This is a genomic window from Sphingomonas crocodyli (assembly GCF_004005865.1).
Lineage (GTDB): Bacteria > Pseudomonadota > Alphaproteobacteria > Sphingomonadales > Sphingomonadaceae > Rhizorhabdus > Rhizorhabdus crocodyli.
The window spans coordinates 2397595-2421212 of sequence record NZ_SACN01000001.1 but is presented as its reverse complement, the minus strand read 5'-3'; the positions used below and the strand labels follow the sequence as shown (position 1 = coordinate 2421212).

The window sequence follows — 23618 nt, the reverse complement described above, 5'->3', positions numbered from 1 at the left end:
TCCTTTCAGGCGTCCACGATCGTCTGGAAGCCGCCGTAGATCATGCGCTTGCCGTCGAAGGGCACATCGTCGGGCGGGGTCTTCATTCGTTCGTCGGCCATGATCTTGGGCTGGGCGGCGTCGCGGACCTCCTTCGAAGGATATTCGACCCAGGAGAAGACGACGATCTCGCCTTCCTCGGCCTTCACAGCGCCCCGGAAGTCGGTGACCTTGCCGTCGGGCACATCATCGCCCCAGCATTCGACGACGCGGGTCGCGCCATGATCCTTGAACACCGCGACGGCTTTCTCAGCCATCTCGCGATAGGCGTCCTTCTTGGCCGCAGGCACGGCGACCACGAAACCATCGACATAGATCATCGTCCGTCTCCTTGTTCGTGTGTGCGAACGCCTCAGGCAGGTTCGCGCTGCATCGCGGCCGTCATCGCCGCGACGTCCATCCAGTTGATCCCGGTCATATGCCCGTCGGGATCCTCGTAACCGCGGCCATACATGAACCCCATGTCGTCGACAGGGCTCGGATCGGCGGTGCCGCCCGCCGCCACCGCGCGATCGACGATCGCATCGACCTCGGCGCGGCTCTCGACGCTCAGCGCGAAGAAGGCCTGTGCGCTCGCCTGAGCATCGACGATCGTCTTGGAGATAAAGCTGGCGAACTTTTCGTGGGTCAGCAGCATGACGTGGATGTTCTCGCTCCACGTCATCATCTGGGCGGTGCCGTCGCAGAAACGATCGTCGCGCACGAAGCCGACCGCTTCGTAAAAGGCGATCGATCGGGCGAGATCGGCCACCGGCAGGTTGACGAAGATCATCTTGCTCATCGTCGGTCTCCTTGGGGCTGGATCAGGCGGGCTGCGCCTCGAATGCGGCCGTGGCGGCGGCGACGTCCATCCACATCACTTCGAAGATGTGGCCATCGGGGTCTTCGTAGCTGCGGCCGTACATGAAGCCACCCATGTCCTGCTGCGGCGTGGGATCGAGCTTCGCGCCCGCCGCCGCCGCGCGGCCGATGATCGCGTCGACATCATCGCGGCTGTCGGCGCTGGTGCAGATCAGCACCTGTGCGCTGGTCTTCGCGTCGGGGATCGCCTTGGGCGTGAAATCGGCGAAGCGATCGTACGTCATGATCATCACGTGGATGTTCTCGCTCAGCGTCATCATCTGCGCGCGATCGTCGCGGAATTGCTGGTCCGCCGTAAAGCCGACCGCCTCGTAGAAGGCGATCGACCGGGCGAGGTCGGTCACGGGCAGGTTCACGAAGATCATCTGGGCCATTGTCCGTCTCCTTACGACTCGATGGTTGATTGGGTAGCGCACCGTAGTTATATTTAGCAACTATGAAGTTAGAAAAAGTAACCGACTCGACGAAGCGCTCTTATGACGATGCCTGCGGGGCCGCGCACGGGCTCGATCTGGTGGGCGATCGCTGGGCCTTGCTGGTGGTGCGCGAACTGATGTTCGGCCCGCGCCGCTTTTCCGATCTGCGCGGCGGTTTGCCGGGCATCAGCGCGAACGTGCTGACGCAAAGGCTGGAGGGGCTGGAGGCGTCGGGTGTGGTGACGAAGCGCAAGCTGCCGCCACCCATCAATGCGCAGGTCTATGAACTGACCGACTGGGGTTATGAGGCGAAGCCGATCCTCGAAATCCTCGGCCGCTGGGCCGCGCGATCGCCGGGGCACGATCCGTCGAAGCCGCTGAGCGCGGCATCGCTGCTGCTGTCGTTCGGGACGATGATCGACATGAAGCGCGTCGGCGTGATCGCCGCGACGATCGGCTTCCGGCTGAATGGCGAAGATTATATCGCGAGCGTCGGGCTGGGCGGTTTCGCTGCGCGGCGGGGCGATTTGGCGGCGGCCGATGTGGTGTTTACCGCGTCGCCTGCGATGATCGCAGCGGTCGTCTATGGCGGCGCGCCGATCGACATCATCCAGGTCGAAGGCAGCGCGCAGGTGGCCGAGTGGTTCGTCGGCCTGTTCCCGTTGCCGGAAAAGGCGGCGCCCTGACGGCGCCGCCTTCCGTATTCGTCAGTCCTTGAAGCGATCGGCGTTCATCACCTTGGCCCAGGCCGCGACGAAATCGTCGACGAACTTCTGCTTGCTGTCGTCGGAGGCATAGACCTCCGCCACCGCGCGCAGTTCGGAGTTCGAACCGAAGATCAGGTCGACCGGGGTGGCCTTCCACTTCGCCGCCCCGCTTGCGCGGTCCTTGCCGTCATAGAGGCCGGCGGTCGCCGATTTCGACCAAACATTGTCCATCGACAGCAGGTTGACGAAGAAGTCGTTGGTCAGCGTGCCCGGACGCGCGGTCAGCACACCGTTCTTCGAACCGCCGCTGTTCGCGTCGAGCGCGCGCAGACCGCCGACCAGCACGGTCATTTCGGGCACCGTCAGGTCGAGCGCGTCGGCCTTATCGACCAGAGCGTCCGCCGGGCTTAGTTCGGCTTTCGCGCTGTAATAGTTGCGGAAGCCGTCGGCCTTGGGCTCGAGAAAGGCGAAGGACGCGACGTCGGTCTGCGTCTGCAGCGCATCGACGCGGCCCGGCGTGAACGGCACACTGGCCTTCACGCCGCCACGCTCGGCCGCCTGTTCGATCGCGGCGTTGCCGCCCAGCACGATCAGGTCGGCCATCGACACCTGCGTCCCGCCCTTCGCCAGATCCTTCTGGACGGCGTCGAGTTTCTTCAGGGTCTTGGCGAGGTCGGCCGGATCGTTGACCGCCCAGCTACGCTGCGGATCGAGCCGCAGGCGCGCGCCGTTCGCCCCGCCGCGCATGTCAGTGCCGCGGAAGGTCGATGCCGAGGCCCAGGCGGCGCGGATCAGATCGGCATTCGGAATGCCCGATGCGAGGACCGCAGCCTTCGCCTTGGCCTGACCCGCATCGTCGAGCGGCGCGAGCGTCGCCTTGGGCAGCGGATCCTGCCACGAATAGGTCTCGCTCGGCACATCCTTGCCCAGATAGCGGGCCTGCGGGCCAAGATCGCGGTGCGTCAGCTTGAACCATGCCCGTGCAAAGGCCTGCGCGAACAGTTGCGGGTTCTTCTGCCAGTTCTCCATCACCTTGCGGAAGGCGGGATCCTCCTTCAACGCGATGTCGGTCGTGAACATGATCGGGGCGTTGAACTTGCCCTTGATATGCGCGTCGGGAACCTTGGGCGCCTTGCTCGGATCCTTGGGGGTCCACTGGGTCGCGCCTGCCGGGCTCTTGGTCTTCACCCATTCGATGTTGAGCAGATTGTCGATGTACTGCGAGGTGAAGCGCGTCGGGGCGGAGGTCCATGCGCCTTCGAGGCCGGACGTCACGGTGTCCTCGGCATTGCCCTTGCCGCACTTGTTTGCCCAGCCGAGGCCCTGCTGCTCGATCGTCGCGGCGGTAGGCTCCTTGCCGACGCAATCGTCGGGCTTGTGCGCGCCATGCGCCTTGCCGAAGGTGTGGCCGCCCGCGATCAGCGCCAGCGTCTCCTCATCGCTCATCGCCATATTGCCGAAGGCGCGGCGGATGTCGGCGGCGGCGCCGATCGGATCGTGGTTCGCGTTCGGGCCTTCGGGATTGACGTAGATCAGGCCCATCGTGGTGGCGGCGAGGCCGCGCTTGAGCGAGCCGTCCGGATTGGACCGCTCGGTGCCCATCATCTTGGTTTCCGGGCCCCAATAGACGACGTCGGGCTGCCACGCATCGACGCGGCCGCCGGCAAAACCGACCGTCTTGAAGCCCATATCCTCCAGCGCGACATTGCCGGACAGGACCATCAGGTCGCCCCAGCTGAGCTTGCGGCCATATTTCTGCTTGATCGGCCAGACGAGGCGGCGGGCCTTGTCGAGGCTGACATTATCCGGCCAGCTGTTGAGTGGATCGAACCGCTGCTCGCCGCCGTCCGACCCGCCACGGCCGTCGGCGGTGCGATAGGTACCCGCGCTGTGCCATGCCATACGGATGAAGAACGGGCCGTAATTGCCGAAGTCCGAAGGCCACCACGGCTGCGACGTGTGCAGCACCGTCTTGATATCCGCCTTCACCGCATCGAGATCGAGGCTGGCGAACTCCTTGGCATAATCGAAATCGGCGCCATAGGGATTGGCCTGCGTCTCATGCTGGCGCAGCGCGGTCAGATCGAGGCGGGTCGGCCACCAATCCTTGTTGGTCATGCCGCCCGGCTTTTCGGGCACCGGCGGGATCGGATTTTCGGCGACCGTCTTCGCCTCGGTTGCGGCCTTGTTCGGCTTCGCCTGCTCGGCGGAGAGCGCGGGCACGGCAATCGCGCAACACGCCACGCCCAGCATCAATGTGAATGTCTTCCCTGGCATCGCATCCTCCTGTTCGTTGTCCCCCGACGAATGGGTATGCCCGGACGATGCGCGCGCGAAATGGATTTGGGTGCTAACTGATATCGAAGCTTTCGATCAGCGGCGCGTGAAGCCCGACCAGCGCAGCAGCAGGAAGGTGGCGGCGGCAGCGCCCAGCGCGATTGCGGTCGCCACAAGGGTGCCGTGGCCCGACTGCGCCCACGGCATGCCACCGGTGTTCATCCCAAAGATGCCGGTGACGAGCGTTGCCGGCAGCATCAGCGCGGTCGTGATCGACAATATGTAGAGGTTCTGGTTGGTCCGCTGCGCCGCTTGACCCTCCAATTCATCGCGCAGCAGGCGAAGCTGGCCCTGGATCGCCATGACGTCCCCATCGAGCCCGCGCAGCCGCTGCGATATCTTCTCGACCACCGGCAGCACGGTTTCGGGCAATTCGTCGTCGACCTCCAGCCGGCGGAACACCGCATGCATCCCATCGAGCATGCGGTGAAGCCCCGCGAGCCGGCGGCGGATGAGCATCAGGTCACGCGGAGAGGGGGGGAGGTGCCCCGCGAGGAACTTGTCCTCGGCGCGCTGCATCTCGACGCTCAACTGGCGCGCCATGCCGCCCACGACGTCGGCAATCGCGGCGAGCAGCAGGTCGAGCGCCTGCGCGGGTTCGGATACGGCCGCCCCGCGCGTCAGCCGCGAACGGACCAGATCGGCCGACCGCAGCGGATGGAGCCGCGCGGTGATCATCATCCGGTCGGTGAAGGCGAGGCGGAGCGCACCGACATTGACGCTGTCGTCATCGTCGAAATCGCGTTCCAGATCGTGCAGCACGCACCCGACCACCCCGCCGTCAACCAAGGCGCGCTGGTGCGCATCGGGGGACAGCAGGAGTTCGCGGACTTCGACCGGCAGATCAAACTGCGCCGCGATCCAGTCCTTCGACGGTTGGCTCGCCAGATTGAGGTGGAGCCAGCGGAAACCCGCGCCCGCATCCGCCGAACAATCGTCGACTTGCCGCATTGCGCCGTCCGCATAGGCAAGCCCCCAGATCAGGCCAGGCCGCGTCGCCGCCGAGGTGAAATCGAAGCCGGGAGGGGATGGCGTGGCCGTAGGACGACTCCGGAACGAGGGGTGACGAATTGTCAGCTTAGCCTTGGGTGATGACAAGACGTCGAAGCATATCTCCCCTCCCTGCAAGGGAGGGGTAAGGGGGTGGGTTGCGAGCGTAGCGAGCATCTTCGCGCGTCGGAAAAGCTACGCCTTCGGGCTTCGAGCCCTTGGCTCCGCGACCCACCTCCGGCCCCTCCCTTGCAGGGAGGGGAGGGGAGCGTCGGGTTATCCACAGCCGCGTCATCGGCTCGTCCCATTCCGGCTACCGAATCGCCCGCCGATCCCTACATTGTCGCGATGGCCTTCAAACCCTTCGTTCCGCTGCGCGTCTTTTCGTCCTTCACGATGCTGGAAGGCGCGATCGATCCGAAGGCGATTTCGAAGCAGGCGAAGAAGCTGGGCTTCCCCGCCGCCGCGATCACCGATCGCAACGGGCTCTACGGATCGATGGCCTTTTGCGACGGCGCGAAGGGCAATGGCGTGCAGCCGATAGTCGGCACGATGCTGGCGGTTGCGCGGCCGGGGATCGATCGGCTGATCGTCGACTGGCTCGCCCTCTATGCGCAGGATGCGCAGGGTTACGACAATCTGTGCGCGCTCGTTTCCGCTGCGCATCTCGAACGGCCGGTGCATGAGGACGCGCACGTCCCGCTGTCGAAGCTCGAAGGGCTGACCGACGGGCTGATCGCGCTGACCGCAGGCGGGGAGGGCGCGCTCGCCAAGCTGCTCGCCGATGAGCAGATCGATGCGGCAACATCCTATGTCGAGACGCTGGAGAAGCTGTTCCCGAACCGGCTCTATATCGAACTGGTTCGCCGCGAGGAGGAAGTTGAAGAGAAGGCCGAAAACGCTCTGATCGACATGGCCTATGCGCGTGACATTCCGCTGGTTGCGACCAATCCGACGAGTTTCAGCGAACCCGATTTCCACGCCGCGCACGACGCGATGCTCTGCATCGCCAGTTCGTCTTATGTGGAAAGCGCCGATCGCAACAAATCCTCGCCGCATCTGTGGATGAAGGATGGGGACGAAATGGCGCGCCTGTTCGAGGACGTGCCCGAGGCGCTGGCGAACACGCTGGTGGTCGCGCAGCGCTGCGCCTTCGCCGCGCCCTATCGCAAGCCGATCCTGCCCAGCCTTGCCGGCGACCGCGAGGGCGAGGCCGAGGCGCTGCGCAACGATGCGAAGGCGGGGCTCGAAGCGCGCCTCGCCAAGATGACCGGCGAGGTCGATCGCGACGCTTATTTCAAGCGGCTCGAGTTCGAGACCGACATCATCATCAAGATGGGCTTTCCGGGCTACTTCCTGATCGTTGCCGACTTCATCAAATGGGCGAAGTCGAACGACATTCCGGTGGGGCCGGGCCGTGGTTCGGGCGCGGGCAGCGTGGTCGCGTGGGCGCTCACGATCACCGATCTCGATCCGCTGGCGTTGGGGCTTCTCTTCGAACGCTTCCTGAACCCGGAACGCGTGTCGATGCCCGACTTCGACATCGACTTCTGCGAAACCCGGCGTGGCGAGGTGATCCGCTACGTTCAGGCGAAATATGGCCGCGATCAGGTCGCCCAGATCATCACCTTCGGTAAACTGAAGGCGCGCGCGGTGCTCAAGGATACGGGCCGCGTGCTGCAGATGAGCTATGGTCAGGTCGATCGCCTTGCCAAGCTGGTGCCCAACCACCCGACCGATCCGTGGACCTTGGAACGCTCGCTCAACGGGGTGTCCGAGTTCAAGGCGGAATATGACAATGACGATCAGGTCCGTCGCCTGATCGATCTTGCGATGAAGCTGGAAGGGCTGCCGCGCCACAGCTCGACCCACGCGGCGGGCGTGGTGATCGGCGATCGGCGGCTCGACGCGCTCGTCCCGCTCTATCGCGATCCGCGTTCGGACATGCCCGTCACCCAGTTCGACATGAAATATGTCGAAGGCGCGGGCCTCGTGAAGTTCGACTTTCTCGGCCTCAAGACGCTGTCGGTGCTGCAGAAGGCGCTGCAATTCCTCAGCGCGCGTGGCGTGCATGTCGATCTCGATACGCTCGCCTGGGATGATCCGGCGGTCTATCAGCTGCTGCAAAAGGGCGACACGGTCGGCGTGTTCCAGCTGGAATCCGAAGGGATGCGGCGCACGCTGGCGGCGGTGCGGCCGACCTGCTTCGAAGACATTATCGCGCTGGTCTCGCTCTATCGCCCCGGCCCGATGGACAACATCCCGATGTTCGGCGCGCGCAAGAACGGGCGTGAGGAGATCGAATATCCGCACCCGCTGCTCGAAGGCATCCTGAAAGAAACCTACGGGATCTTCGTCTATCAAGAGCAGGTGATGCAGGCCGCGCAGGTGCTGGCCGGCTACTCGCTGGGCGAGGCCGATCTTCTGCGCCGCGCGATGGGCAAGAAGATCAAGGCGGAGATGGACGCGCAGCGCGCCCGCTTCGTCACCGGCTGCGCCGACAAGGATATCAGCGCGGCGAAGGCCAACGAGCTGTTCGACTTGATCGACAAGTTCGCAGGCTATGGCTTCAACAAGAGCCACGCGGCGGCCTATGCGCTCGTCGCCTATCACACCGCCTGGCTGAAGGCGCACCACAAGCCCGAATTCTACGCGGCATCGATGTGCTACGACATGCACCAGACCGACAAATTGTCGATCTTCGTCGAGGATATGCGCCGCATGGGCGTGCCGTGCCTCGGCCCCTGCGTGAACCATAGCGAGGCGGAATTCTCGGTCGAAGACGGCTCGGTCCGCTACGCGCTCGGCGCGCTCAAGGGCGTGGGCGAGAAGGCGATGGAGGATCTGGTCGCCGAACGGAAGACCAAGCCCTTTGCGTCGCTCGACGACTTTGCCGACCGGATCGATCCGCGCCTGCTCAACCGCCGCCAGCTCGAAAGCCTTGCGGGCGGGGGCGCGTTCGATGCGCTGGAGAGCGACCGTGCGGTGCTGTTCGCCGCGGCCGAGACGATCCTCGCGCACGCTGCCGCCGCCGCGGATCAGCGCAACAGCGGGCAGGGCGGTCTGTTTGGTGAGGCGATGGGCGGCGGGGTCGCGCCGATCCGGCTCGATCGCAGCGTTCACTGGGGCCTGATGGACCGGATGGGGGCGGAGAAGGAGAGCTTCGGCTTCTACTTCTCGTCGCACCCGACCGATCGCGTTCGTCACCTTGCCGACGCCAACAGTGCGCGCAGCTATGCGGCTTTGTGCGCGCTGCCCGCGCCGGTCGATGGTGGGCGGGTCAATTCGGTGATGTCGGCGCTGATCGAAGATGCGCGCTGGCGCACATCGGCGCGCGGCAAGCGATACATGATGGCGACCTGTTCGGATGCGAGCGGGCAGTTCATCGCGACCTGCTTCGACGACGATGCCTCGGCCGATCTGGAGAATGCGGCTAAGGCGGGCGACTGTGCTCTGCTCCGCGTCGAACTCGACTGGCGCGCGGGGGAGGAGACGCCGCGCGTCACCGTCCGCTCGCTCCAGAGCTATGAGACGATGCAGGCGATCCGGCTGCGCGTCGACATCGAGACGAGCGAAGTTGCGGCGATCCCCGCGCTGGCGGGATTGGTCGAGCGTGGCGGGCGCGGCGAAATCTGGCTGAAGGCGCTGCTGGCCGACGGCGCGACCGCCGACGTCCTTCTGGGGCGCGACTTCAATCTGGACGCGGACCTCGTCGCGCGGATCGAACGGATACCGGGCGTCACCGCGAAGATCGGGACGGTGACCGGGCCGAAGCTGGCGCTGGTGGCTTAAACTCCTCCCCGGCACGGGGAGGGGGACCGCGAAGCGGTGGAGGGGGCGAGAGACTGGGCGCAGCGCCCGTGGCCTGCCCCCTCCGTCGCCTTCGGCGCCACCTCCCCGTACCGGGGAGGATCTTTAGAGAATCTCTTTGATCTTCTCCGGCGGCCGGCCCAGCCGCGCGCCCTTGTCGGTCTCGACCAAAGGCCGCTCGATCAGGATCGGATCGGCGGCCATCGCGTCGAGGATCGCGTCGTCGGACGCGCCTTTCAACGCCTTCGCGCCGTCCTCGGCCTTACGCAGCCCTTCGGCCGCACTCATCCCCGCCTTGGCGTAGATCGCGGCGATCTGGGCGCGCGACGGCGGGGTCTTCAGATATTCGAAGACCTCCACCTCGACGCCCGGCGTCGCTTCGAGGATCGCCAGCGCCTCACGCGATTTCGAGCAGCGCGGATTGTGCCAGATGGTGGCCTTCACTCCGCCGCCTCGTTCTGGCGTTCCAGCCACTGTTCGAGCCACTTGATCGTGTACTCGCCCTTCTGGAATTCGGGATCGTCGAGCAAGGCGCGGTGGAGCGGGATCGTCGTCTTGACGCCGTCGATCACGAACTCCTCCAGCGCGCGGCGAAGGCGGCGCAGGCATCCGTCGCGGTCGCGGCCATAGACGATCAGCTTGGCGATCATCGAATCGTAATAAGGCGGGATGCGATAGCCGGCGTAGATGCCGCTATCGACGCGCACATGCATGCCGCCCGGCGCGTGAAAGCCCTTCACCGTGCCCGGCGAGGGGGCGAAGGTCTTCCAATCCTCGGCATTGATGCGGCATTCGATCGCATGGCCGCGAAACTCGAGGTCTTCCTGCTTCACGGAGAGCGGCTTGCCCTCCGCCACGCGGATCTGTTCGCGGACGAGATCGAGGCCGGTGATCGCCTCCGTCACCGGATGCTCCACCTGCAGGCGGGTGTTCATCTCGATGAAGTAGAACTGGCCGTTCTCGTACAGAAACTCGATCGTACCGGCGCCGCGATAGCCCATGTCGGCCATCGCCTGCGCCACGATCGCGCCCATCTCGCTGCGCTGGGCGTGGCTGATGACGGGGGAGGGGGCTTCTTCCAGAACCTTCTGGTGACGCCGCTGGAGCGAGCAGTCGCGCTCGCCGACATGGATGGCGTTGCCATTGCCGTCGCCGAACACCTGGAACTCGATATGGCGCGGGTCGCCGAGATACTTTTCCATATAGACGGTCGCGTCGCCGAAGGCCGACTTCGCCTCGCTGCCCGCCTGCTGCATCAGTTCGCCGAGCAGATCCTCGCTCGGCACCACCTTCATGCCGCGCCCGCCGCCGCCCGAAGCGGCCTTGATGAGCACCGGATAGCCGATCTTCGCGGCGACTTCCTTGGCTTCCTCGACCGAGTTGAGCGGCCCGTCCGAACCCGGGACCAGCGGCAGGCCGAGCTTGGCGGCGGTCGCCTTCGCCTCGATCTTGTCGCCCATCGTGCGGATATGTTCGGGCTTCGGCCCGATCCAGATCAGGTTGTGGCTCTCCACGATCTCCGCAAAGCGCGCATTTTCGCTCAGGAAACCGTAGCCCGGATGCACCGCATCGGCGCCCGAAATCTCCGCCGCGGCGATGATGTTCGGGATATTGAGATAGCTCTCGCCCGCGGGCGGCGGCCCGATGCAGACCGATTGATCGGCCAGCCGGACGTGCATCGCATCGGCATCGGCGGTCGAATGGACCGCGACCGTCTGAATGCCCATTTCGTGGCAGGCACGGTGGATGCGGAGCGCGATCTCGCCACGATTGGCGATGAGGACCTTCTGGATCGCCACGGATCGATTACTCGATAATCACAAGCGGCTGATCGAATTCGACCGGCTGGCCGTTGTCGACCAGGATCGCCGCGATGGTGCCGGCGCGGGGCGCGGGGATGGCGTTCATCACCTTCATCGCCTCGACGATCAGCAGCGTCTGGCCGGCCGACACGCGGTCGCCAACGCTGGAGAACTGCTTCGCACCGGGTTCGGGCGCCAGATAGACGGTGCCGACCATCGGCGACTTCACGGCACCGGGATGCTCGGCGGGGGCAGCCGCGAGGGCGGCAGGCGCTGCGGCTGCCGGGGCCGCGACGGGGGCGGCGGCCGCAACCGCGACGGGGGCGACGCCCGCGACCGCGATCTTGCGCGCAACCTTGATGCTGCGTTCGCCATCGCGAACCTCGATCTCGGTCAGGTTCGTATCGTCGAGGAGGACGGCCAGCTGGCGCACCAGATCGGTATCAACCTGCATCGCGCCGTTTTCCTTGGGGCCATTTGCCTGGGGACTGTCGGACATGGTGTCTCTTTTTTACTGTTGCGATTTTGGGACGCGCTACTGTCAGAAGCCTGCCGCTGCGTCCAGCGCCAGCCGATAGGAAAGCGCGCCGAATCCGGCCACCGTTCCCTTCGCGGCCTGGCCCACATAGCTGATGTGGCGGAAGGCGTCACGCTTATGTGGGTTCGACAGGTGAACTTCGATCACGGGCACCGCGACGGCCTTTATGGCGTCGTGGATCGCGATCGACGTGTGGGTATAGGCGCCGGCGTTCAGCAGAACCGCCTTCGCGCCTTCGGCATTCGCTTCCTGGATCCAGTCGACCAGATGGCCTTCGTGGTTCGACTGGCGCATCTCGATCTCGACGCCCAGTTCCTGCGCCCGATCTTCGAGCAGCCCGGCAATGTCGTCGAGCGTGTCGGCGCCATAGATTTCGGGCTCACGCGTGCCCAGCAGGTTCAGGTTCGGGCCGTTGAGAACGTAGATGACCGGACGATCCGCCAAGGTTGCGACCCCTTTCCGTTGCGATAGCCGTGCGCCGGTCCCTATATGGCCGCGCAAGACAAGGCAAATATCGGGAGCGACAATGAACGCGGACGGCACGATCCAGGTGCGGATCAACGGGGAACATCGCCGGATTCTGGCGGGCATCACCATCGCCGATCTCGCGCTCGAACTCGGTCTGGACCCCACCAAGGTCGCGGTCGAACGCAATCTGGAGGTCGTGCCGCGTTCCACGCTGAAGGACGTGATCGTTGAGGATGGCGACGATTTCGAGATCGTCCATTTCGTCGGCGGTGGCGATCATGCGACACCTGCGGTTGATGACGACAGCTGGACGGTCGCTGGCCGCACCTTCCGATCGCGCCTGATCGTCGGCACCGGCAAGTATAAGGATTTCGCGCAGAATGCCGCGGCGGTCGAGGCTTCGGGGGCGGAGATCGTCACCGTGGCCGTGCGCCGCGTCAACGTGTCCGATCCGAATGCGCCGGTGCTGATGGATTATATCGATCCCAAGAAGATCACCTATCTGCCCAACACCGCCGGCTGCTTCGACGCCGAAAGTGCGATCCGTACCCTGCGCCTGGCGCGCGAGGCGGGGGGCTGGGATCTCGTGAAGCTGGAGGTGCTGGGCGAGGCGCGGACCCTCTATCCCGACATGGTCGAAACTTTGCGCGCGACCGAAATTCTGGCCAAGGAAGGCTTCCTGCCGATGGTCTATTGCGTCGACGATCCGATCGCCGCCAAGCGGCTTGAGGATGCCGGTGCGGTCGCGATCATGCCGCTGGGCGCCCCGATCGGATCCGGCCTCGGCATCCAGAACCGCGTCACGATCCGCCTGATCGTGGAGGGCACCAAGCTCCCCGTCCTCGTCGACGCCGGCGTCGGCACCGCATCGGAGGCGTCCGCCGCGATGGAACTCGGCTGCGCGGGCGTCCTGATGAACACCGCGATCGCCGAAGCCAAGAACCCGATCATGATGGCCGCCGCTATGAAGGCGGCGGTGGAGAGCGGGCGGCTTGCCTATCGCGCGGGGCGGATGGGGCGGCGCATGTATGCGGACCCGAGCAGCCCGTTGGCGGGGTTGATTTGAAAGTTTGGCTGCGCTGGCGCTACATTGCGTAGGGCAAGTATCTCGAAGACGATCTCACTACTAAAAGCATAAATTTTCTCTGAAACGAAGAGAAGTAATGCCTAGTCAATAGGGATATGTTGGAAGATACTTCATTGAGTAAAACGTTTCCCCATTCATCAGGGCGGTAGCGCATGATGTTGGAGAACATGCTCGTTATAAGAAAGTGTGTTGCGATTTCTGGAAGAATTATCGGGAAAAATGGATTATCTATAAACCACAATTTCCCTCTTAGGTCTGTATAAATCATGGCATTGATCTGAGATGCCTTGGCGGCTTGGATCGTCACGATTGTTTTTCCATGCCGTTCGGTAATCGAGAAGCCGTCAAAAGACTGCTGAACCGAAGCGGTGCTTGGCCGCGTTTCGCCGTTTCCGATTTGAAATTCCCAGGTAACACTTCTCGGATCGTTGGCACTCGTGATTTCAAGTGGATAGCACCTACTTTGCTTGCCAGTTGTCAGTTGATAATATTCTGACATCTCTGGAATGAGGCTCAAGAGCATCCCTAGGCTAACGTCAAATCGCTCTTCATAGAATTTCATTACAGAATCTGAGCAATCTATATTAAATGAAATGCTTGGTACTTTGACCAAGTGCGTTGGAAAAGCGCCGACTAAGTCGCTAAAGGTGCCCCGCGGGGAGTCACCGCCAAACTGAGCTTGTATGGATGCTGGAAGGTAAGCCATGCCGTGAGAGCCCGGTAGCATGTCTTTTCTGTACCTGAGTGGATTATTAAGAATAATAATTCCATAGGTGTAGGCGGTAAGTGAGTAGAAAAAGTTCAAAGGCTTAACCATTAGGGAGCCGTTGCGTCCCGCTAAAAATAACTCCCGCCCTTGACTAAAGCAGTTTTTAATTTTCAAGGCTTCATCGGAGCTTATTCCAGAATTTTTACTTTCTCCTACCATTGTTTTTCGAATTTTGTATAAATTCTTGATCTCATTTACATTTTCCAGGCTTTCGGCAAGTTCGAGCATCGCGTCGTCAAAGTCTAGCGGTTCGATACCGAGAAGGTTTAGCGGATCTTCTCGGTCTGTTCTGCCTTTAATTTCCTTAAGAAGTAGAGAAGTGTTTTTTGAAGGTATGAGATCTGGATCTTTCAGGCTTCCAATGCCGTTCTGTTGTTCAAAATCATGCAAGCCCTTGTATTTTCTCTGATCTTCCTTCTCAAGGATTGACCAATCCCGGAGGGCCTTTGCCTTTTTTGCTACGAGATTATCGTAGGCGGCGTCATTCGAAAAAATAGGCTGATTGGACGCTGGAACACGCGTCATGTCGTCTTGGATGATTTCTTCCAACATCGTGATTTCTCTCCTGCTAGGTGACGCTAGCGCGATAAACCTTTGTTGTCAGGTATAGTTTTGGAAGTGGACCACAGCAGAGCATGATTGTTTGTTTCTGCCGAGGGGAGGAAATGTTGAGGTGGCAAATTTGAGAGGAGGTCGATAATGGCTTCCAATCTCTCGTTATGACCACCTCCCCAAATCCCTGGGCGCTCGAAGCCCGCGCGTTGCTCGCGCTCGCGATGCCGCTGATTATCGGCAATCTCGCATGGTCGGCGATTGCGGCGGTCGATCTGATCTGGCTGGGGGAGCTTGGCCCCGATGCGGTGGGGGCGGGGGCGTTGGCGCTCAATCTCTACAATGCGCTGATGGTGTTCGGCATGGGGCTGTCGACCGCGGTGTCGCCGATGATCGCGAGCGAGCGGGGTCGGCGGGCGCATCCGGTGCGCGACGTGCGGCGCACGATGCGGCAGGCGATGTGGTCGATCGCGGTGATCAGCCTGCCGGTGTGGCTGCTGCTGTGGCACAGCGAGGCCGTGCTGATCGCGATGGGGCAGGAGCCGGCGCTGGCGCGTGAGGCAGGGCACGTCATGCACGGGCTGCAATGGGCGTTCCTGCCCTATCTGCTGTTCTACGCGCTGCGCAATTATATCGGCGCGCTCGAACGGCCGATGTCGGGCGTGCTGATCGTGGTCGCGGCGATCCCGGTCAACGCGCTGGCGGGCTGGGTGCTGATCTTTGGTAAGCTGGGCGTACCGGCGATGGGCCTGTTCGGCGCGGGGCTGGCGAGCAGTTTGACCGCCGGCTTCATGTTCGCGGCGATGCTGGCGGTGATCCTGATCGACCGGCAATTCCGCCGTTACAGCCTGCTTGGCCGCTTCTGGGTCTCGGATTGGCCGCGCTTCCGCTATTTGTGGCGACTGGGCCTGCCGATCGCGATCACGCTCGCGCTCGAAGTCACCGTGTTCAATGCATCGGCCTTCCTGATGGGGCTGCTCGATCGCGCCTCGCTCGCCGCGCATGCGATCGCGATCCAACTGGCCGCGCTCTGCTTCATGGTGCCGCTGGGCATGGGGCAGGCGGCGACGGTACGCGTGGGGATCGGCTATGGCCGGGGCGACAAGGACGCGGTGTCGCGCGCGGGCTGGCTCGCCATCCTGATGGGACTTGGCTTTGCGATCGTCACCGCGATCCTTCTGGTCGCCTTGCCGCGCGAACTGGTCGGCCTGTTCATCGATGTGAGCGCGCCTGCCAATGCGGAGGTCGTGCGCCTCGCCATATCCTTCCTGATGGTCGCGGCCTTGTTCCAGCTGGTCGATTGCACGCAGGCGATCGGCGCGGGCGTGCTGCGTGGCTTGCACGATACGCGCGTGCCGATGGCGTTCGCTGCGGTCGGTTACTGGGTGATCGGCATCGGCGTGGGCGCCTTCCTGGCCTTCCGCACGCCGTTGCGCGGGACCGGGCTGTGGCTGGGGCTGGCGGCGGGGCTGGCCGCCGTGGCGATCCTGATGGTCGCGCGCTGGGCGATGCGCGGCAGGCTGGGCCTAGTGCCGGCGCGCTGAGGCGCGGCGGGGGCGATGCAGGGTAGAGAGGGTGCGCGCCTGGCGTTCCAGCTTCGCCATGCGTAGCGCCAGGGCAATGCCGCCGACCGAGACCATACAGGCGGCGGCATAGGCTATGAGAGGGTCAACCATCTGTTTCGTCCTTCAACGACGCGAACGACGGGGCCGTCCGCACCGTTCCCATATGGACGAGGGCAGATTGTGTTTCGAGCCGGGATAAGCCGCGCCGGGATAGTATCTGCATAGTATTTCAGGGCGCGGCGAATATGCCCTTCAGCCAATTATCGACGATCGCGGTTGCGGGATAGCTGGCCTGACCAAGCTCGCGGTTGATCTCCATATGGCCGCGCAAGCCCTTGCCGTCGATCGCTTTCACCTCCGCCGGCGTGCCCGATTTGGCGAGCGCGGCGCCCAGCGCGTCGGACTGCGCCTTGCCGTCGGCGCGGTCGATGTGGAGAATCAGGAAGGCGGGAGCGTTCGGCCCGGCGGCGTGCGCGGTGGGCGACAGAGCGCGCTGGCGGGCGATATCGGTTCCGAACGCCTGCTCATAGGTGTTGCGCATCATCGGACCGGCCTGATCGAGCTGGCTCGGCACGTCATAGGCGGCGCCATCGAGCGCGATCACGCCGCGCACCGCGCCCTCGGTCAGCCCCAGCGCCTCCAGCCAGCGTTCGTCGGTGCCGACCAGCGCGACGAGATGCGCGCCCGCGCTGTGGCCCATGATGACGATCCTGCCCGGATCGACCCCGATCTTCGCGGCATTGTCACGCGCCCAGGCGATCGCGGCGGCGACGTCCTGCGCCTGTTTCTCCACCGACGCGGCGGGGACGAGGCGATAGTTGATCGACGCGACGGCATAGCCCTGTCCGGTCAGATGTCCGACCATGTCGGCGCCGGTCGCATCATTCTTGTCCCCCCGTTTCCATCCGCCACCGTGGACGAACAGGACGAGCGGCGTGGGTTTGGTAGCGCCCTTGGGTTTCCACAGGTCGAGCTTTTGTTGGGGATCGACGCCATAGGCATATTCGGTGGCGCCGGGCGCGGGATCGGACTTCATCCGCGCCGCCATCCGCTCGCGCATCGCCTTGCGCAGCGGGCCTTCGGAAAAGGCGGGAGATGCCGCCACGACCGCCAGCGTCATGCCTAAGAGAATCTTCGACTTCATCGCCACTCCTCATCGTCATCCCGGCGGAGGCCGAGATCTCAGGAGATAGGGAGACAAGCTCGCCGCAAGAGCCTCCTGAGATCCCGGCCTCCGCCGGGATGACGGATGTGCTGGGGATAGACTGAACCCCGCCTTACGGATTCAGAGCGTCGCGTGCTTGAGCGTCAGGAAATAATCGAGGCTGGTGTCGTCGCTCAGCATGAAGCCCTTCGTGACCGAGAAGCTGAGGCCGTGGCGATCGATCACCTCCAGCCCCACCGCATTGGCGTGCGCCGCCAGTTCCTCGGGCGTCAGGAATTTCTGCCAGTCATGCGTGCCCTTCGGCACCATGCCCAGCCCTTCGCCGACCGTGATGAGCGCGAGTTTGGAGGCGGGGGTGCGGTTGGGCGTGGAGAGCACCATCAGCCCGCCGGGCGCGAGCAGCCGCGCCAGCGCCGCGACGAAGGCTGCGGGATCGGTGACATGCTCGATCACCTCCATCGACGTGACCAGATCGAACGGCTCGACATCGAGCGCCTCAGCCCCGCACGCGCGATAATCGATCGCGAAACCCTGCTTTTCGGCATGGGCCTTGGCGACCGCGATATTCTCGGGAGCCGCATCGATCGCGGTCACGGCCGCCCCCATCCGTGCGAGCGGTTCGGCCAGCAGCCCCGCGCCGCAGCCGACGTCGAGCGCGCGCAGCCCTTTGAGGGGCTTCAGCGCCGCCGGATCGAGTCCCCAATGCGCGTTTGCTTGGCTCCGCAGATAGGCGAGGCGGGGCGGATTGAGCTTGTGGAGCATCGCCGAACTGCCGTTCGGATCCCACCATTCGCCCGCAAGTTTCGCAAAATGCGCGGCTTCTTTGGGATCGATCGTTGCGATTTTAGGGGTGCTTGCGTTCATGATGCCCCCTCTCTATCAGGGCCGCGCTCTTGAACCCAAGGGCTTTTCCGGTCCCACGACCTGCAAGAAGACGGACGACAATGGCGCGCATCGTGATGAAATTCGGCGGAACCTCGATGGCGGGGATCGACCGAATTCGTAACGTCGCCAATCGCGTCAAGCATGAGGTCGAGCTTGGCAACGAGGTCGCGGTCGTCGTCTCGGCCATGTCGGGGGAGACCGATCGCCTCGTCAATTTCTGCCGCGAAGCCTCGCCGCTTTACGATCCGCGCGAATATGACGTGGTGGTCGCGTCGGGCGAGCAGGTGACGAGCGGCCTGCTGGCGATCACGCTGCAGGCGATGGGCGTGAAGGCGCGCAGCTGGATGGGGTGGCAGCTGCCGATCCGCACCAGCGATGCGCATGCCTCCGCCCGGATCCAGACAATCAATTCGGACGCGATCGGCGCCGCAATGGCATCGGGCGAAGTCGCCGTCATCCCCGGCTTTCAGGGCATGACCGAGGATGACCGCATTACCACTTTGGGCCGTGGCGGTTCGGATACGTCGGCGGTGGCGGTTGCAGCCGCGATGAAGGCCGATCGCTGCGACATCTACACCGACGTCGACGGCGTCTATACCACCGATCCCCGCATCGTCCCCAAGGCGCGCAAGCTCGCCAAGGTGACGTATGAAGAGATGCTGGAACTCGCCTCGGTCGGCGCCAAGGTGCTGCAGACCCGATCGGTGGGCCTTGCCATGAAGGAGAAGGTGCGGGTGCAGGTGCTCTCGTCCTTCGACCAGCCGACCGACAATCCCACGCCCGGCACGATGATCGTGGGCGAAGACGAACTCGAAGGAAGCACGATGGAACGCCAGCTCATCACCGGCATCGCCTATGACAAGAACGAGACCAAGGTGACGCTTACCGCGGTGCCCGATCGCCCCGGCGCGGTCGCCTCGATCTTCGCGCCGCTGGCCGATGCGAACATCAATGTCGACATGATCGTGCAGAACGTCGCGCACGATACCGGTTCGACCGACGTGACCTTCACCGTGCCCAGCGCCGAACTCGCCCGCAGCCTCGACGTGCTGGAGCGCGAGCGCGGCAATATCGGTTACGAAAAGCTGGTTCACGACGCTGCGGTTTCGAAGATTTCGGTCGTCGGCGTCGGCATGCGCAGCCATGCGGGTGTCGCATCGAAGATGTTCTCCACCCTGGCCGACCGCAAGATCAACGTGCTTGCGATCACCACGTCAGAGATCAAGGTCTCGGTGCTGATCCACGAGGATTATACCGAACTCGCGGTCCGCGCGCTCCACACCGCCTACGGCCTCGATGCCGAGGATGCGGCCTGATCGCATAACCTGGGGGCGGGGGCTGGCGCTTCTCGCGCTGCTGGCGCTTGCCGGCTGCGCGGGGGTGATCCGCGAAACCGTGTTCGATACCAAGGGATCGGCACGCAGGGTCGTTGCCGATCCGGTCTGGACCGGCCGCGCGCCGCAGCGGGTTGAGGCGCATACTGCGGACGGGCTGACCTTGCGGGGCTGGTATTGGCCTGCGCAGGGCAGGAACGACCTGATCCTGTTCTTCCACGGGCGCGGCGGCAATGCCGATCTCGCCGCGAAGACGGCCGAGCCGCTGATCCAGGAAGGGCGTGGGCTGCTGATCGCCGATTATCGCGGCTTCGGTGACAATCCGGGCAATCCCAAGGAGAAGGGGCTGTTCCGCGACGGCGACGCCTTCTCCGCACTCGCGCGGCAGCTGGCGCCCGACGCGCGGCTGACGATCTTCGGCTATTCGCTGGGCAGCGCGGTCGCGGTCGATCAGGCGGTGAAGCAGAAGCCGGCCTTGCTCGTCACGCTCGGTGCCTTTGCGAGGCTCAAATCGGTGTCACCCGATTTCGCCAAGCCCTTCCTGCCCGACGAGTTCGACAATCTGGGCACGGCGGGGCGGCTCGCTTCGCCCTGGCTGATCCTGCACGGCACCGCCGACAAGACGGTGCCTTTCGCCAATGCCGGCCGCCTGCAGGGCGCAGCGGCGGCGGGCGTGAAGCTGGTCCCGCTGGACGGCGTCGGCCACCGCACCGATTTCGCCACGCTCGCGCCGATCATCTGGCGGACGATGGACGAAGGGCTTTCGGCGCACTAAGCGGGCCGAAACAACAGGATTTACGAATGACCAAAGGACAAGACCGGCTGAAGGCGCTGATGGCGCGCGGATGCGAATTCCTCGACAGCGAGGTCGCGATCCTCGCCGGCGCGATGAGCTGGGTCAGCGAGCGTAACCTCGTCTCGGCCATGTCGAATGCGGGCGGCTTCGGCGTGATCGCGTGCGGGGCGATGAGCCCCGAACTGCTCGATGCCGAAATTGCGGGCACGAAGGCGCTCACCGAAAAACCGTTCGGCGTGAACCTGATCACGATGCATCCGCAGCTCAACGAACTGATCGAGGTCTGCGCGAAGCACGGCGTCGGCCACGTCGTCCTCGCGGGCGGCCTGCCGCCGGGCGGCGCGATCGAAAAGATCAAGGCGTCGGGCGCCAAGGTGATCTGCTTCGCCCCCGCGCTCGCGCTCGCCAAGAAGCTGGTCCGTTCAGGCATCGACGCGCTGGTGATCGAGGGGATGGAGGCCGGCGGCCATATCGGCCCGGTCTCGACCTCGGTTCTGGCGCAGGAAATGCTGCCGCTGCTCGCCGAACAGCTTCCCGTGTTCGTTGCCGGCGGGATCGGGCGTGGAGAGGCGATCGCCGGCTATCTGGAAATGGGGGCTGCGGGCGTGCAGCTAGGTACCCGTTTCGTCTGCGCAACCGAATCGATCGCGCACCCGAACTTCAAGAAAGCGTTCATCCGCGCGTCGGCGCGCGATGCGATCGCCAGCGTGCAGATCGACCCGCGCCTTCCGGTCATCCCGGTCCGCGCGCTCAAGAATTCGTCGTCCGAACTGTTCACCGCGAAGCAGCGCGAAGTCGCGCAGCTGCTCGACGACGGCAAGGTCGAGATGATGGAGGCCCAGCTCCAGATCGAACATTATTGGGCGGGCGCGCTGCGCCGCGCGGTGATCGACGGCGACGTCGAACATGGCAGCCTTATGGCCGGCCAGTCGGTCGGCATGGTCACGAAGGAAGAGCCGCTGGCCGAGATCATCGGCACGTTGATGGACGAAGCGGCGGCCGCGCTGGAGCGGCGCTAATCGCAGAAACCCGGCCCTCTCCCGTGCACGGGAGAGGGAAACATAGGGCGACCCACAAGAAAACTTCGTTCGTGATGAGCGGCGCACCCTTGGAAAGCGCCCACGCTTTCTGTTAGCGCATCACGTCATGGCTCCCGCAACCGCCACCTCCGCCGCACGCGAAATCCTGACGCGCCTGCACGACGTGATGGCGTCGCGGTCGGCCGCGCAGGCCAAACTCAACCAGGTCGTCCAGATCATCGGGGAGGCGCTGCACACCGAAGTCTGCTCGATCTACCTGCTGCGCGACGGCGTGCTCGAACTGTTCGCCACCCGCGGACTGAAGCAGGAGGCCGTCCACGTCACCAAACTGGCGCTGGGCGAAGGTCTGGTCGGCACGATCGCTGAGGATGTCGAAACGCTCAATCTCGAGGAAGCGACCAGCCATCCCGACTTCGCCTACAAGCCGGAAACGGGCGAAGACCTCTTTCATAGTTTCGCAGGAGTTCCGATTGTCCGTCGTCAGGAGGCGGTGGGAGTCCTGGCTGTTCAGCACAGCGACACCCGCAAGTTCGATGATGTCGAAGTGGAAGCTTTACAGACAGTTGCGATGGTTCTTGCCGAACTGATCGCGGGCGCGGGCCTGATCGACGAGAGCGGTCCGGGCGGCGGCAAGAGCCAGCGTGACACCGGCCCCGTGCGCCTGACCGGACTCAAGCTGGTCGAGGGCATGGCACGCGGCCAGGCGGTTTATCATCAGCCGCGTATCGAGATCGAACATACCGTCGCCGAGGATATCGAGGTCGAACGGCATCGCGTCATTTCGGCCTTCGCCAAGATGCGCGACCAGATCGAGCGGATGACGCGCGAGGCCGATTTCGGCGGGGCCGGCGAACATCAGGACGTCCTCGCGATGTACAAGATGTTCGCCTACGACGAGGGCTGGATCCGCCGCATCAACGAGGCGATCGACAGCGGCCTGACTGCCGAAGCGGCGATCGAGCGTGTGCAGCAGCGCACCCGCATGCGGATGCGCGAGATTGGCGATCCCTTGCTCGCCGATCGGATGCACGATCTGGAGGATCTGTCGAACCGCCTGCTCCGCATCGTCTCGGGCCAATTGGGCACGGCGGCGCAGATGGGCCTGCGGCAGGATACGATCCTGATCGCGCGCAATCTGGGGCCGGCCGAACTGCTCGAATATGATCGCCGGCGTCTCAAGGGCGTGGTGCTGGAGGAGGGGTCGCTCACCGCGCATGTCACCATCGTGGCGCGGGCGATGGGCGTGCCCGTGCTGGGCCGCGTCAAGGATGTGCGCCGCACGATCGGTGATGGGGACGCACTGCTGCTCGACGGATCGACCGGCAACGTCATCGTTCGGCCGACGCCGACGATGGATGAGGCGTTCGACGCCAAGCTGATCGTCACACAGCGTCGCCGCGCCGAATTCGCCGCGATGCGCGATCTGCCCGCCGTCACGAAGGATGGCGTGCGGATCGAGCTGATGGTCAATGCGGGCCTGCGCGACGATATGGCGGCGCTCGACGTGACCGGTGCCGACGGCGTCGGGCTGTTCCGTACCGAATTCCAGTTCCTCGTTTCGGCGACCCTGCCGGCACGCGAGCGCCAGCAGCGGCTGTATCGCGAGGTGCTCGATGCGGCGGGCGATCGCCCGGTCATCTTCCGCACGGTCGATATCGGCGGGGACAAGGCACTGCCTTATCTCAACGGCGGCCGGGCCGATGAGGATGAGGAGAATCCCGCGCTGGGCTGGCGCGCGATCCGCCTGGGCCTCGAACGCGACGGGCTGATGAAAGTGCAGGCGCGCGCGCTGCTGGAGGCGGCGGCGGGGCGCACACTCAACGTCATGTTCCCGATGGTGTCCGAACCCTGGGAGTTCGAGGAAGCGCGGACCCTGTTCGAGGCGCAGCGCAAGTGGATCCACGGCCGCAACCGGCCGACGCCGATCCATGTCCGCTACGGCACGATGCTGGAGGTGCCGGCGCTCGCCGAAAGCCTCGATATGATCCTGCCGCAGCTCGATTTCCTGTCGATCGGCACCAACGATCTGACGCAATTCCTGTTCGCGGCGGATCGCGCCAATCCGAAGCTGGCCGAGCGTTATGACTGGCTCAGCCCCGCGATCCTGCGCTTCGTCAACCGCGTGGTGCGGCAATCGCTCGACCAGCGCGTGCCGGTGGGCGTGTGCGGCGAAATGGGCGGCCGCGCGCTGGAGGCGATGGCGCTGATCGGGCTGGGCATCGATCGCCTGTCGATCACCCCGGCGGCGATCGGCCCGGTCAAGGCGATGATCCGCTCGCTCGACGCGGGCGCGTTGCGCGCGCTGATGCCCGATCTGCTGACGCGGCCCTTGCGGTCGATGCGGGATGATCTGACCGCGTGGGCGGCGCAGGAAGGCGTCGCAATCATCTGAATTTGGCGGGTTAACATCTGAAAGTTTGACTTTTCCGGACACCGCTTTGACAAATGTCGGCGGGG

General features: G+C 64.2%; 21 protein-coding genes. 8 read left to right on the top strand and 13 right to left on the bottom strand.

Going from position 1 to position 23618, the window contains the following annotated elements:
- Positions 1-5: 5 nt before the first annotated feature.
- From EOD43_RS11590 to EOD43_RS11580, 3 genes are read right to left on the bottom strand one after another with little or no spacing between them, the layout of a single operon-like run.
- The gene (locus EOD43_RS11590; protein ID WP_127743943.1) at positions 6-359 is read right to left on the bottom strand and encodes a DUF1428 domain-containing protein; all 354 of its coding nucleotides are present in this window, start codon (positions 357-359) and stop codon (positions 6-8) included.
- Positions 360-391: 32 nt separating this feature from the next.
- Positions 392-820 carry a VOC family protein gene (locus EOD43_RS11585; RefSeq protein WP_127743941.1) on the bottom strand — a complete coding sequence of 143 codons (429 nt, stop codon included), beginning with the start codon at positions 818-820 and terminating at the stop codon, positions 392-394.
- Positions 821-842: 22 nt separating this feature from the next.
- Positions 843-1274, bottom strand: coding sequence for a VOC family protein (locus EOD43_RS11580; protein WP_127743939.1), 432 nt, complete (start codon positions 1272-1274; stop codon positions 843-845).
- A gap of 62 nt (positions 1275-1336) precedes the next feature.
- Here EOD43_RS11580 and EOD43_RS11575 point away from each other — a divergent pair, with 62 nt between their 5' ends.
- On the top strand, positions 1337-2002 hold the full coding sequence (locus EOD43_RS11575) for a winged helix-turn-helix transcriptional regulator (protein ID WP_127743937.1): 666 nt from the start codon (positions 1337-1339) through the stop codon (positions 2000-2002).
- Positions 2003-2023: 21 nt separating this feature from the next.
- Here EOD43_RS11575 and katG read toward each other — a convergent pair whose 3' ends face one another.
- Both katG and EOD43_RS11565 read right to left on the bottom strand, forming a co-directional pair.
- Positions 2024-4300, bottom strand: a complete 2277-nt coding sequence (gene katG / locus EOD43_RS11570) for a catalase/peroxidase HPI (RefSeq protein ID WP_276318187.1) — start codon at positions 4298-4300, stop codon at positions 2024-2026.
- 96 nt (positions 4301-4396) lie between these two features.
- Complete coding sequence (locus EOD43_RS11565; protein ID WP_127743935.1) at positions 4397-5311, bottom strand: CorA family divalent cation transporter; 915 nt, start codon at positions 5309-5311, stop codon at positions 4397-4399.
- Positions 5312-5698: 387 nt separating this feature from the next.
- Here EOD43_RS11565 and dnaE point away from each other — a divergent pair, with 387 nt between their 5' ends.
- Positions 5699-9142: a DNA polymerase III subunit alpha gene (gene dnaE / locus EOD43_RS11560; protein WP_127743933.1), complete on the top strand. Its 3444-nt coding sequence runs from the start codon at positions 5699-5701 to the stop codon at positions 9140-9142.
- Positions 9143-9265: 123 nt separating this feature from the next.
- Here dnaE and arsC read toward each other — a convergent pair whose 3' ends face one another.
- From arsC to aroQ, 4 genes are read right to left on the bottom strand one after another with little or no spacing between them, the layout of a single operon-like run.
- Positions 9266-9604 (bottom strand): arsenate reductase (glutaredoxin), encoded by a 339-nt coding sequence (arsC, locus tag EOD43_RS11555; protein ID WP_127743931.1) that lies wholly within the window; start codon positions 9602-9604, stop codon positions 9266-9268.
- Positions 9601-10959 carry an acetyl-CoA carboxylase biotin carboxylase subunit gene (gene accC, locus EOD43_RS11550; RefSeq protein WP_127743929.1) on the bottom strand — a complete coding sequence of 453 codons (1359 nt, stop codon included), beginning with the start codon at positions 10957-10959 and terminating at the stop codon, positions 9601-9603. Before accC ends, arsC begins: the two co-directional genes overlap by 4 nt.
- 7 nt (positions 10960-10966) lie before the next feature.
- On the bottom strand, positions 10967-11461 hold the full coding sequence (accB, locus tag EOD43_RS11545) for an acetyl-CoA carboxylase biotin carboxyl carrier protein (RefSeq protein WP_240653160.1): 495 nt from the start codon (positions 11459-11461) through the stop codon (positions 10967-10969).
- A gap of 42 nt (positions 11462-11503) precedes the next feature.
- Entirely contained in the window at positions 11504-11944 is a 441-nt protein-coding gene (gene aroQ / locus EOD43_RS11540; RefSeq protein WP_127743927.1) for a type II 3-dehydroquinate dehydratase, read from the bottom strand.
- An 82-nt stretch (positions 11945-12026) separates the two neighbouring features.
- On the opposite strand from aroQ, the gene thiS reads away from it, so the two are divergent.
- Positions 12027-13034 carry a sulfur carrier protein ThiS gene (gene thiS / locus EOD43_RS11535; protein ID WP_127743925.1) on the top strand — a complete coding sequence of 336 codons (1008 nt, stop codon included), beginning with the start codon at positions 12027-12029 and terminating at the stop codon, positions 13032-13034.
- Positions 13035-13053: 19 nt separating this feature from the next.
- Here the strand turns inward: thiS and EOD43_RS11530 are convergent, their stop codons facing one another.
- Positions 13054-14376: a YaaC family protein gene (locus EOD43_RS11530; protein ID WP_127743923.1), complete on the bottom strand. Its 1323-nt coding sequence runs from the start codon at positions 14374-14376 to the stop codon at positions 13054-13056.
- Between the two features lie 167 nt (positions 14377-14543).
- On the opposite strand from EOD43_RS11530, the gene EOD43_RS11525 reads away from it, so the two are divergent.
- Entirely contained in the window at positions 14544-15920 is a 1377-nt protein-coding gene (locus tag EOD43_RS11525; RefSeq protein WP_127743921.1) for an MATE family efflux transporter, read from the top strand.
- Here EOD43_RS11525 and EOD43_RS23655 read toward each other — a convergent pair.
- From EOD43_RS23655 to ubiG, 3 genes are all read right to left on the bottom strand, one after another.
- A complete protein-coding gene (locus tag EOD43_RS23655; RefSeq protein WP_164857202.1) occupies positions 15903-16052 on the bottom strand; it encodes a hypothetical protein in 150 nt (49 codons plus the stop codon). The genes EOD43_RS11525 and EOD43_RS23655 overlap by 18 nt on opposite strands.
- Positions 16053-16170: 118 nt before the next feature.
- Positions 16171-17085, bottom strand: coding sequence for an alpha/beta fold hydrolase (locus tag EOD43_RS11520; protein WP_420822440.1), 915 nt, complete (start codon positions 17083-17085; stop codon positions 16171-16173).
- A 141-nt stretch (positions 17086-17226) separates the two neighbouring features.
- A complete protein-coding gene (gene ubiG, locus EOD43_RS11515) occupies positions 17227-17970 on the bottom strand; it encodes a bifunctional 2-polyprenyl-6-hydroxyphenol methylase/3-demethylubiquinol 3-O-methyltransferase UbiG (RefSeq protein WP_127743919.1) in 744 nt (247 codons plus the stop codon).
- 80 nt (positions 17971-18050) lie between these two features.
- On the opposite strand from ubiG, the gene EOD43_RS11510 reads away from it, so the two are divergent.
- The 4 genes from EOD43_RS11510 (at position 18051) to ptsP (ending at position 23553) form a co-directional block, all read left to right on the top strand.
- Entirely contained in the window at positions 18051-19307 is a 1257-nt protein-coding gene (locus EOD43_RS11510; protein ID WP_127743917.1) for an aspartate kinase, read from the top strand.
- On the top strand, positions 19297-20100 hold the full coding sequence (locus tag EOD43_RS11505; protein WP_164857201.1) for an alpha/beta hydrolase: 804 nt from the start codon (positions 19297-19299) through the stop codon (positions 20098-20100). Before EOD43_RS11510 ends, EOD43_RS11505 begins: the two co-directional genes overlap by 11 nt.
- Positions 20101-20126: 26 nt before the next feature.
- A complete protein-coding gene (locus tag EOD43_RS11500) occupies positions 20127-21140 on the top strand; it encodes an NAD(P)H-dependent flavin oxidoreductase (protein WP_127743913.1) in 1014 nt (337 codons plus the stop codon).
- 127 nt (positions 21141-21267) lie between these two features.
- The gene (ptsP, locus tag EOD43_RS11495; RefSeq protein ID WP_127743911.1) at positions 21268-23553 is read left to right on the top strand and encodes a phosphoenolpyruvate--protein phosphotransferase; all 2286 of its coding nucleotides are present in this window, start codon (positions 21268-21270) and stop codon (positions 23551-23553) included.
- Positions 23554-23618 lie beyond the last annotated feature (65 nt).

Excerpts from the sequence above, each read along its gene's own strand:
- EOD43_RS11590 (WP_127743943.1), bottom strand. The coding sequence starts at position 359 with ATGATCTATGTCGATGGTTTCGTGGTCGCCGTGCCTGCGGCCAAGAAG.
- thiS (WP_127743925.1), top strand. The coding sequence starts at position 12,027 with ATGAACGCGGACGGCACGATCCAGGTGCGGATCAACGGGGAACATCGC.
- EOD43_RS11585 (WP_127743941.1), bottom strand. The coding sequence starts at position 820 with ATGAGCAAGATGATCTTCGTCAACCTGCCGGTGGCCGATCTCGCCCGA.
- EOD43_RS11505 (WP_164857201.1), top strand. The coding sequence starts at position 19,297 with ATGCGGCCTGATCGCATAACCTGGGGGCGGGGGCTGGCGCTTCTCGCG.
- EOD43_RS11565 (WP_127743935.1), bottom strand. The coding sequence starts at position 5,311 with ATGCGGCAAGTCGACGATTGTTCGGCGGATGCGGGCGCGGGTTTCCGC.
- EOD43_RS11500 (WP_127743913.1), top strand. The coding sequence starts at position 20,127 with ATGACCAAAGGACAAGACCGGCTGAAGGCGCTGATGGCGCGCGGATGC.
- ptsP (WP_127743911.1), top strand. The coding sequence starts at position 21,268 with ATGGCTCCCGCAACCGCCACCTCCGCCGCACGCGAAATCCTGACGCGC.
- EOD43_RS11525 (WP_127743921.1), top strand. The coding sequence starts at position 14,544 with ATGACCACCTCCCCAAATCCCTGGGCGCTCGAAGCCCGCGCGTTGCTC.
- EOD43_RS11575 (WP_127743937.1), top strand. The coding sequence starts at position 1,337 with ATGAAGTTAGAAAAAGTAACCGACTCGACGAAGCGCTCTTATGACGAT.
- accB (WP_240653160.1), bottom strand. The coding sequence starts at position 11,461 with ATGTCCGACAGTCCCCAGGCAAATGGCCCCAAGGAAAACGGCGCGATG.
- EOD43_RS11530 (WP_127743923.1), bottom strand. The coding sequence starts at position 14,376 with ATGTTGGAAGAAATCATCCAAGACGACATGACGCGTGTTCCAGCGTCC.
- EOD43_RS11510 (WP_127743917.1), top strand. The coding sequence starts at position 18,051 with ATGGCGCGCATCGTGATGAAATTCGGCGGAACCTCGATGGCGGGGATC.
- EOD43_RS11580 (WP_127743939.1), bottom strand. The coding sequence starts at position 1,274 with ATGGCCCAGATGATCTTCGTGAACCTGCCCGTGACCGACCTCGCCCGG.
- EOD43_RS23655 (WP_164857202.1), bottom strand. The coding sequence starts at position 16,052 with ATGGTTGACCCTCTCATAGCCTATGCCGCCGCCTGTATGGTCTCGGTC.
- katG (WP_276318187.1), bottom strand. The coding sequence starts at position 4,300 with ATGCCAGGGAAGACATTCACATTGATGCTGGGCGTGGCGTGTTGCGCG.
- ubiG (WP_127743919.1), bottom strand. The coding sequence starts at position 17,970 with ATGAACGCAAGCACCCCTAAAATCGCAACGATCGATCCCAAAGAAGCC.
- EOD43_RS11520 (WP_420822440.1), bottom strand. The coding sequence starts at position 17,085 with ATGAAGTCGAAGATTCTCTTAGGCATGACGCTGGCGGTCGTGGCGGCA.
- dnaE (WP_127743933.1), top strand. The coding sequence starts at position 5,699 with ATGGCCTTCAAACCCTTCGTTCCGCTGCGCGTCTTTTCGTCCTTCACG.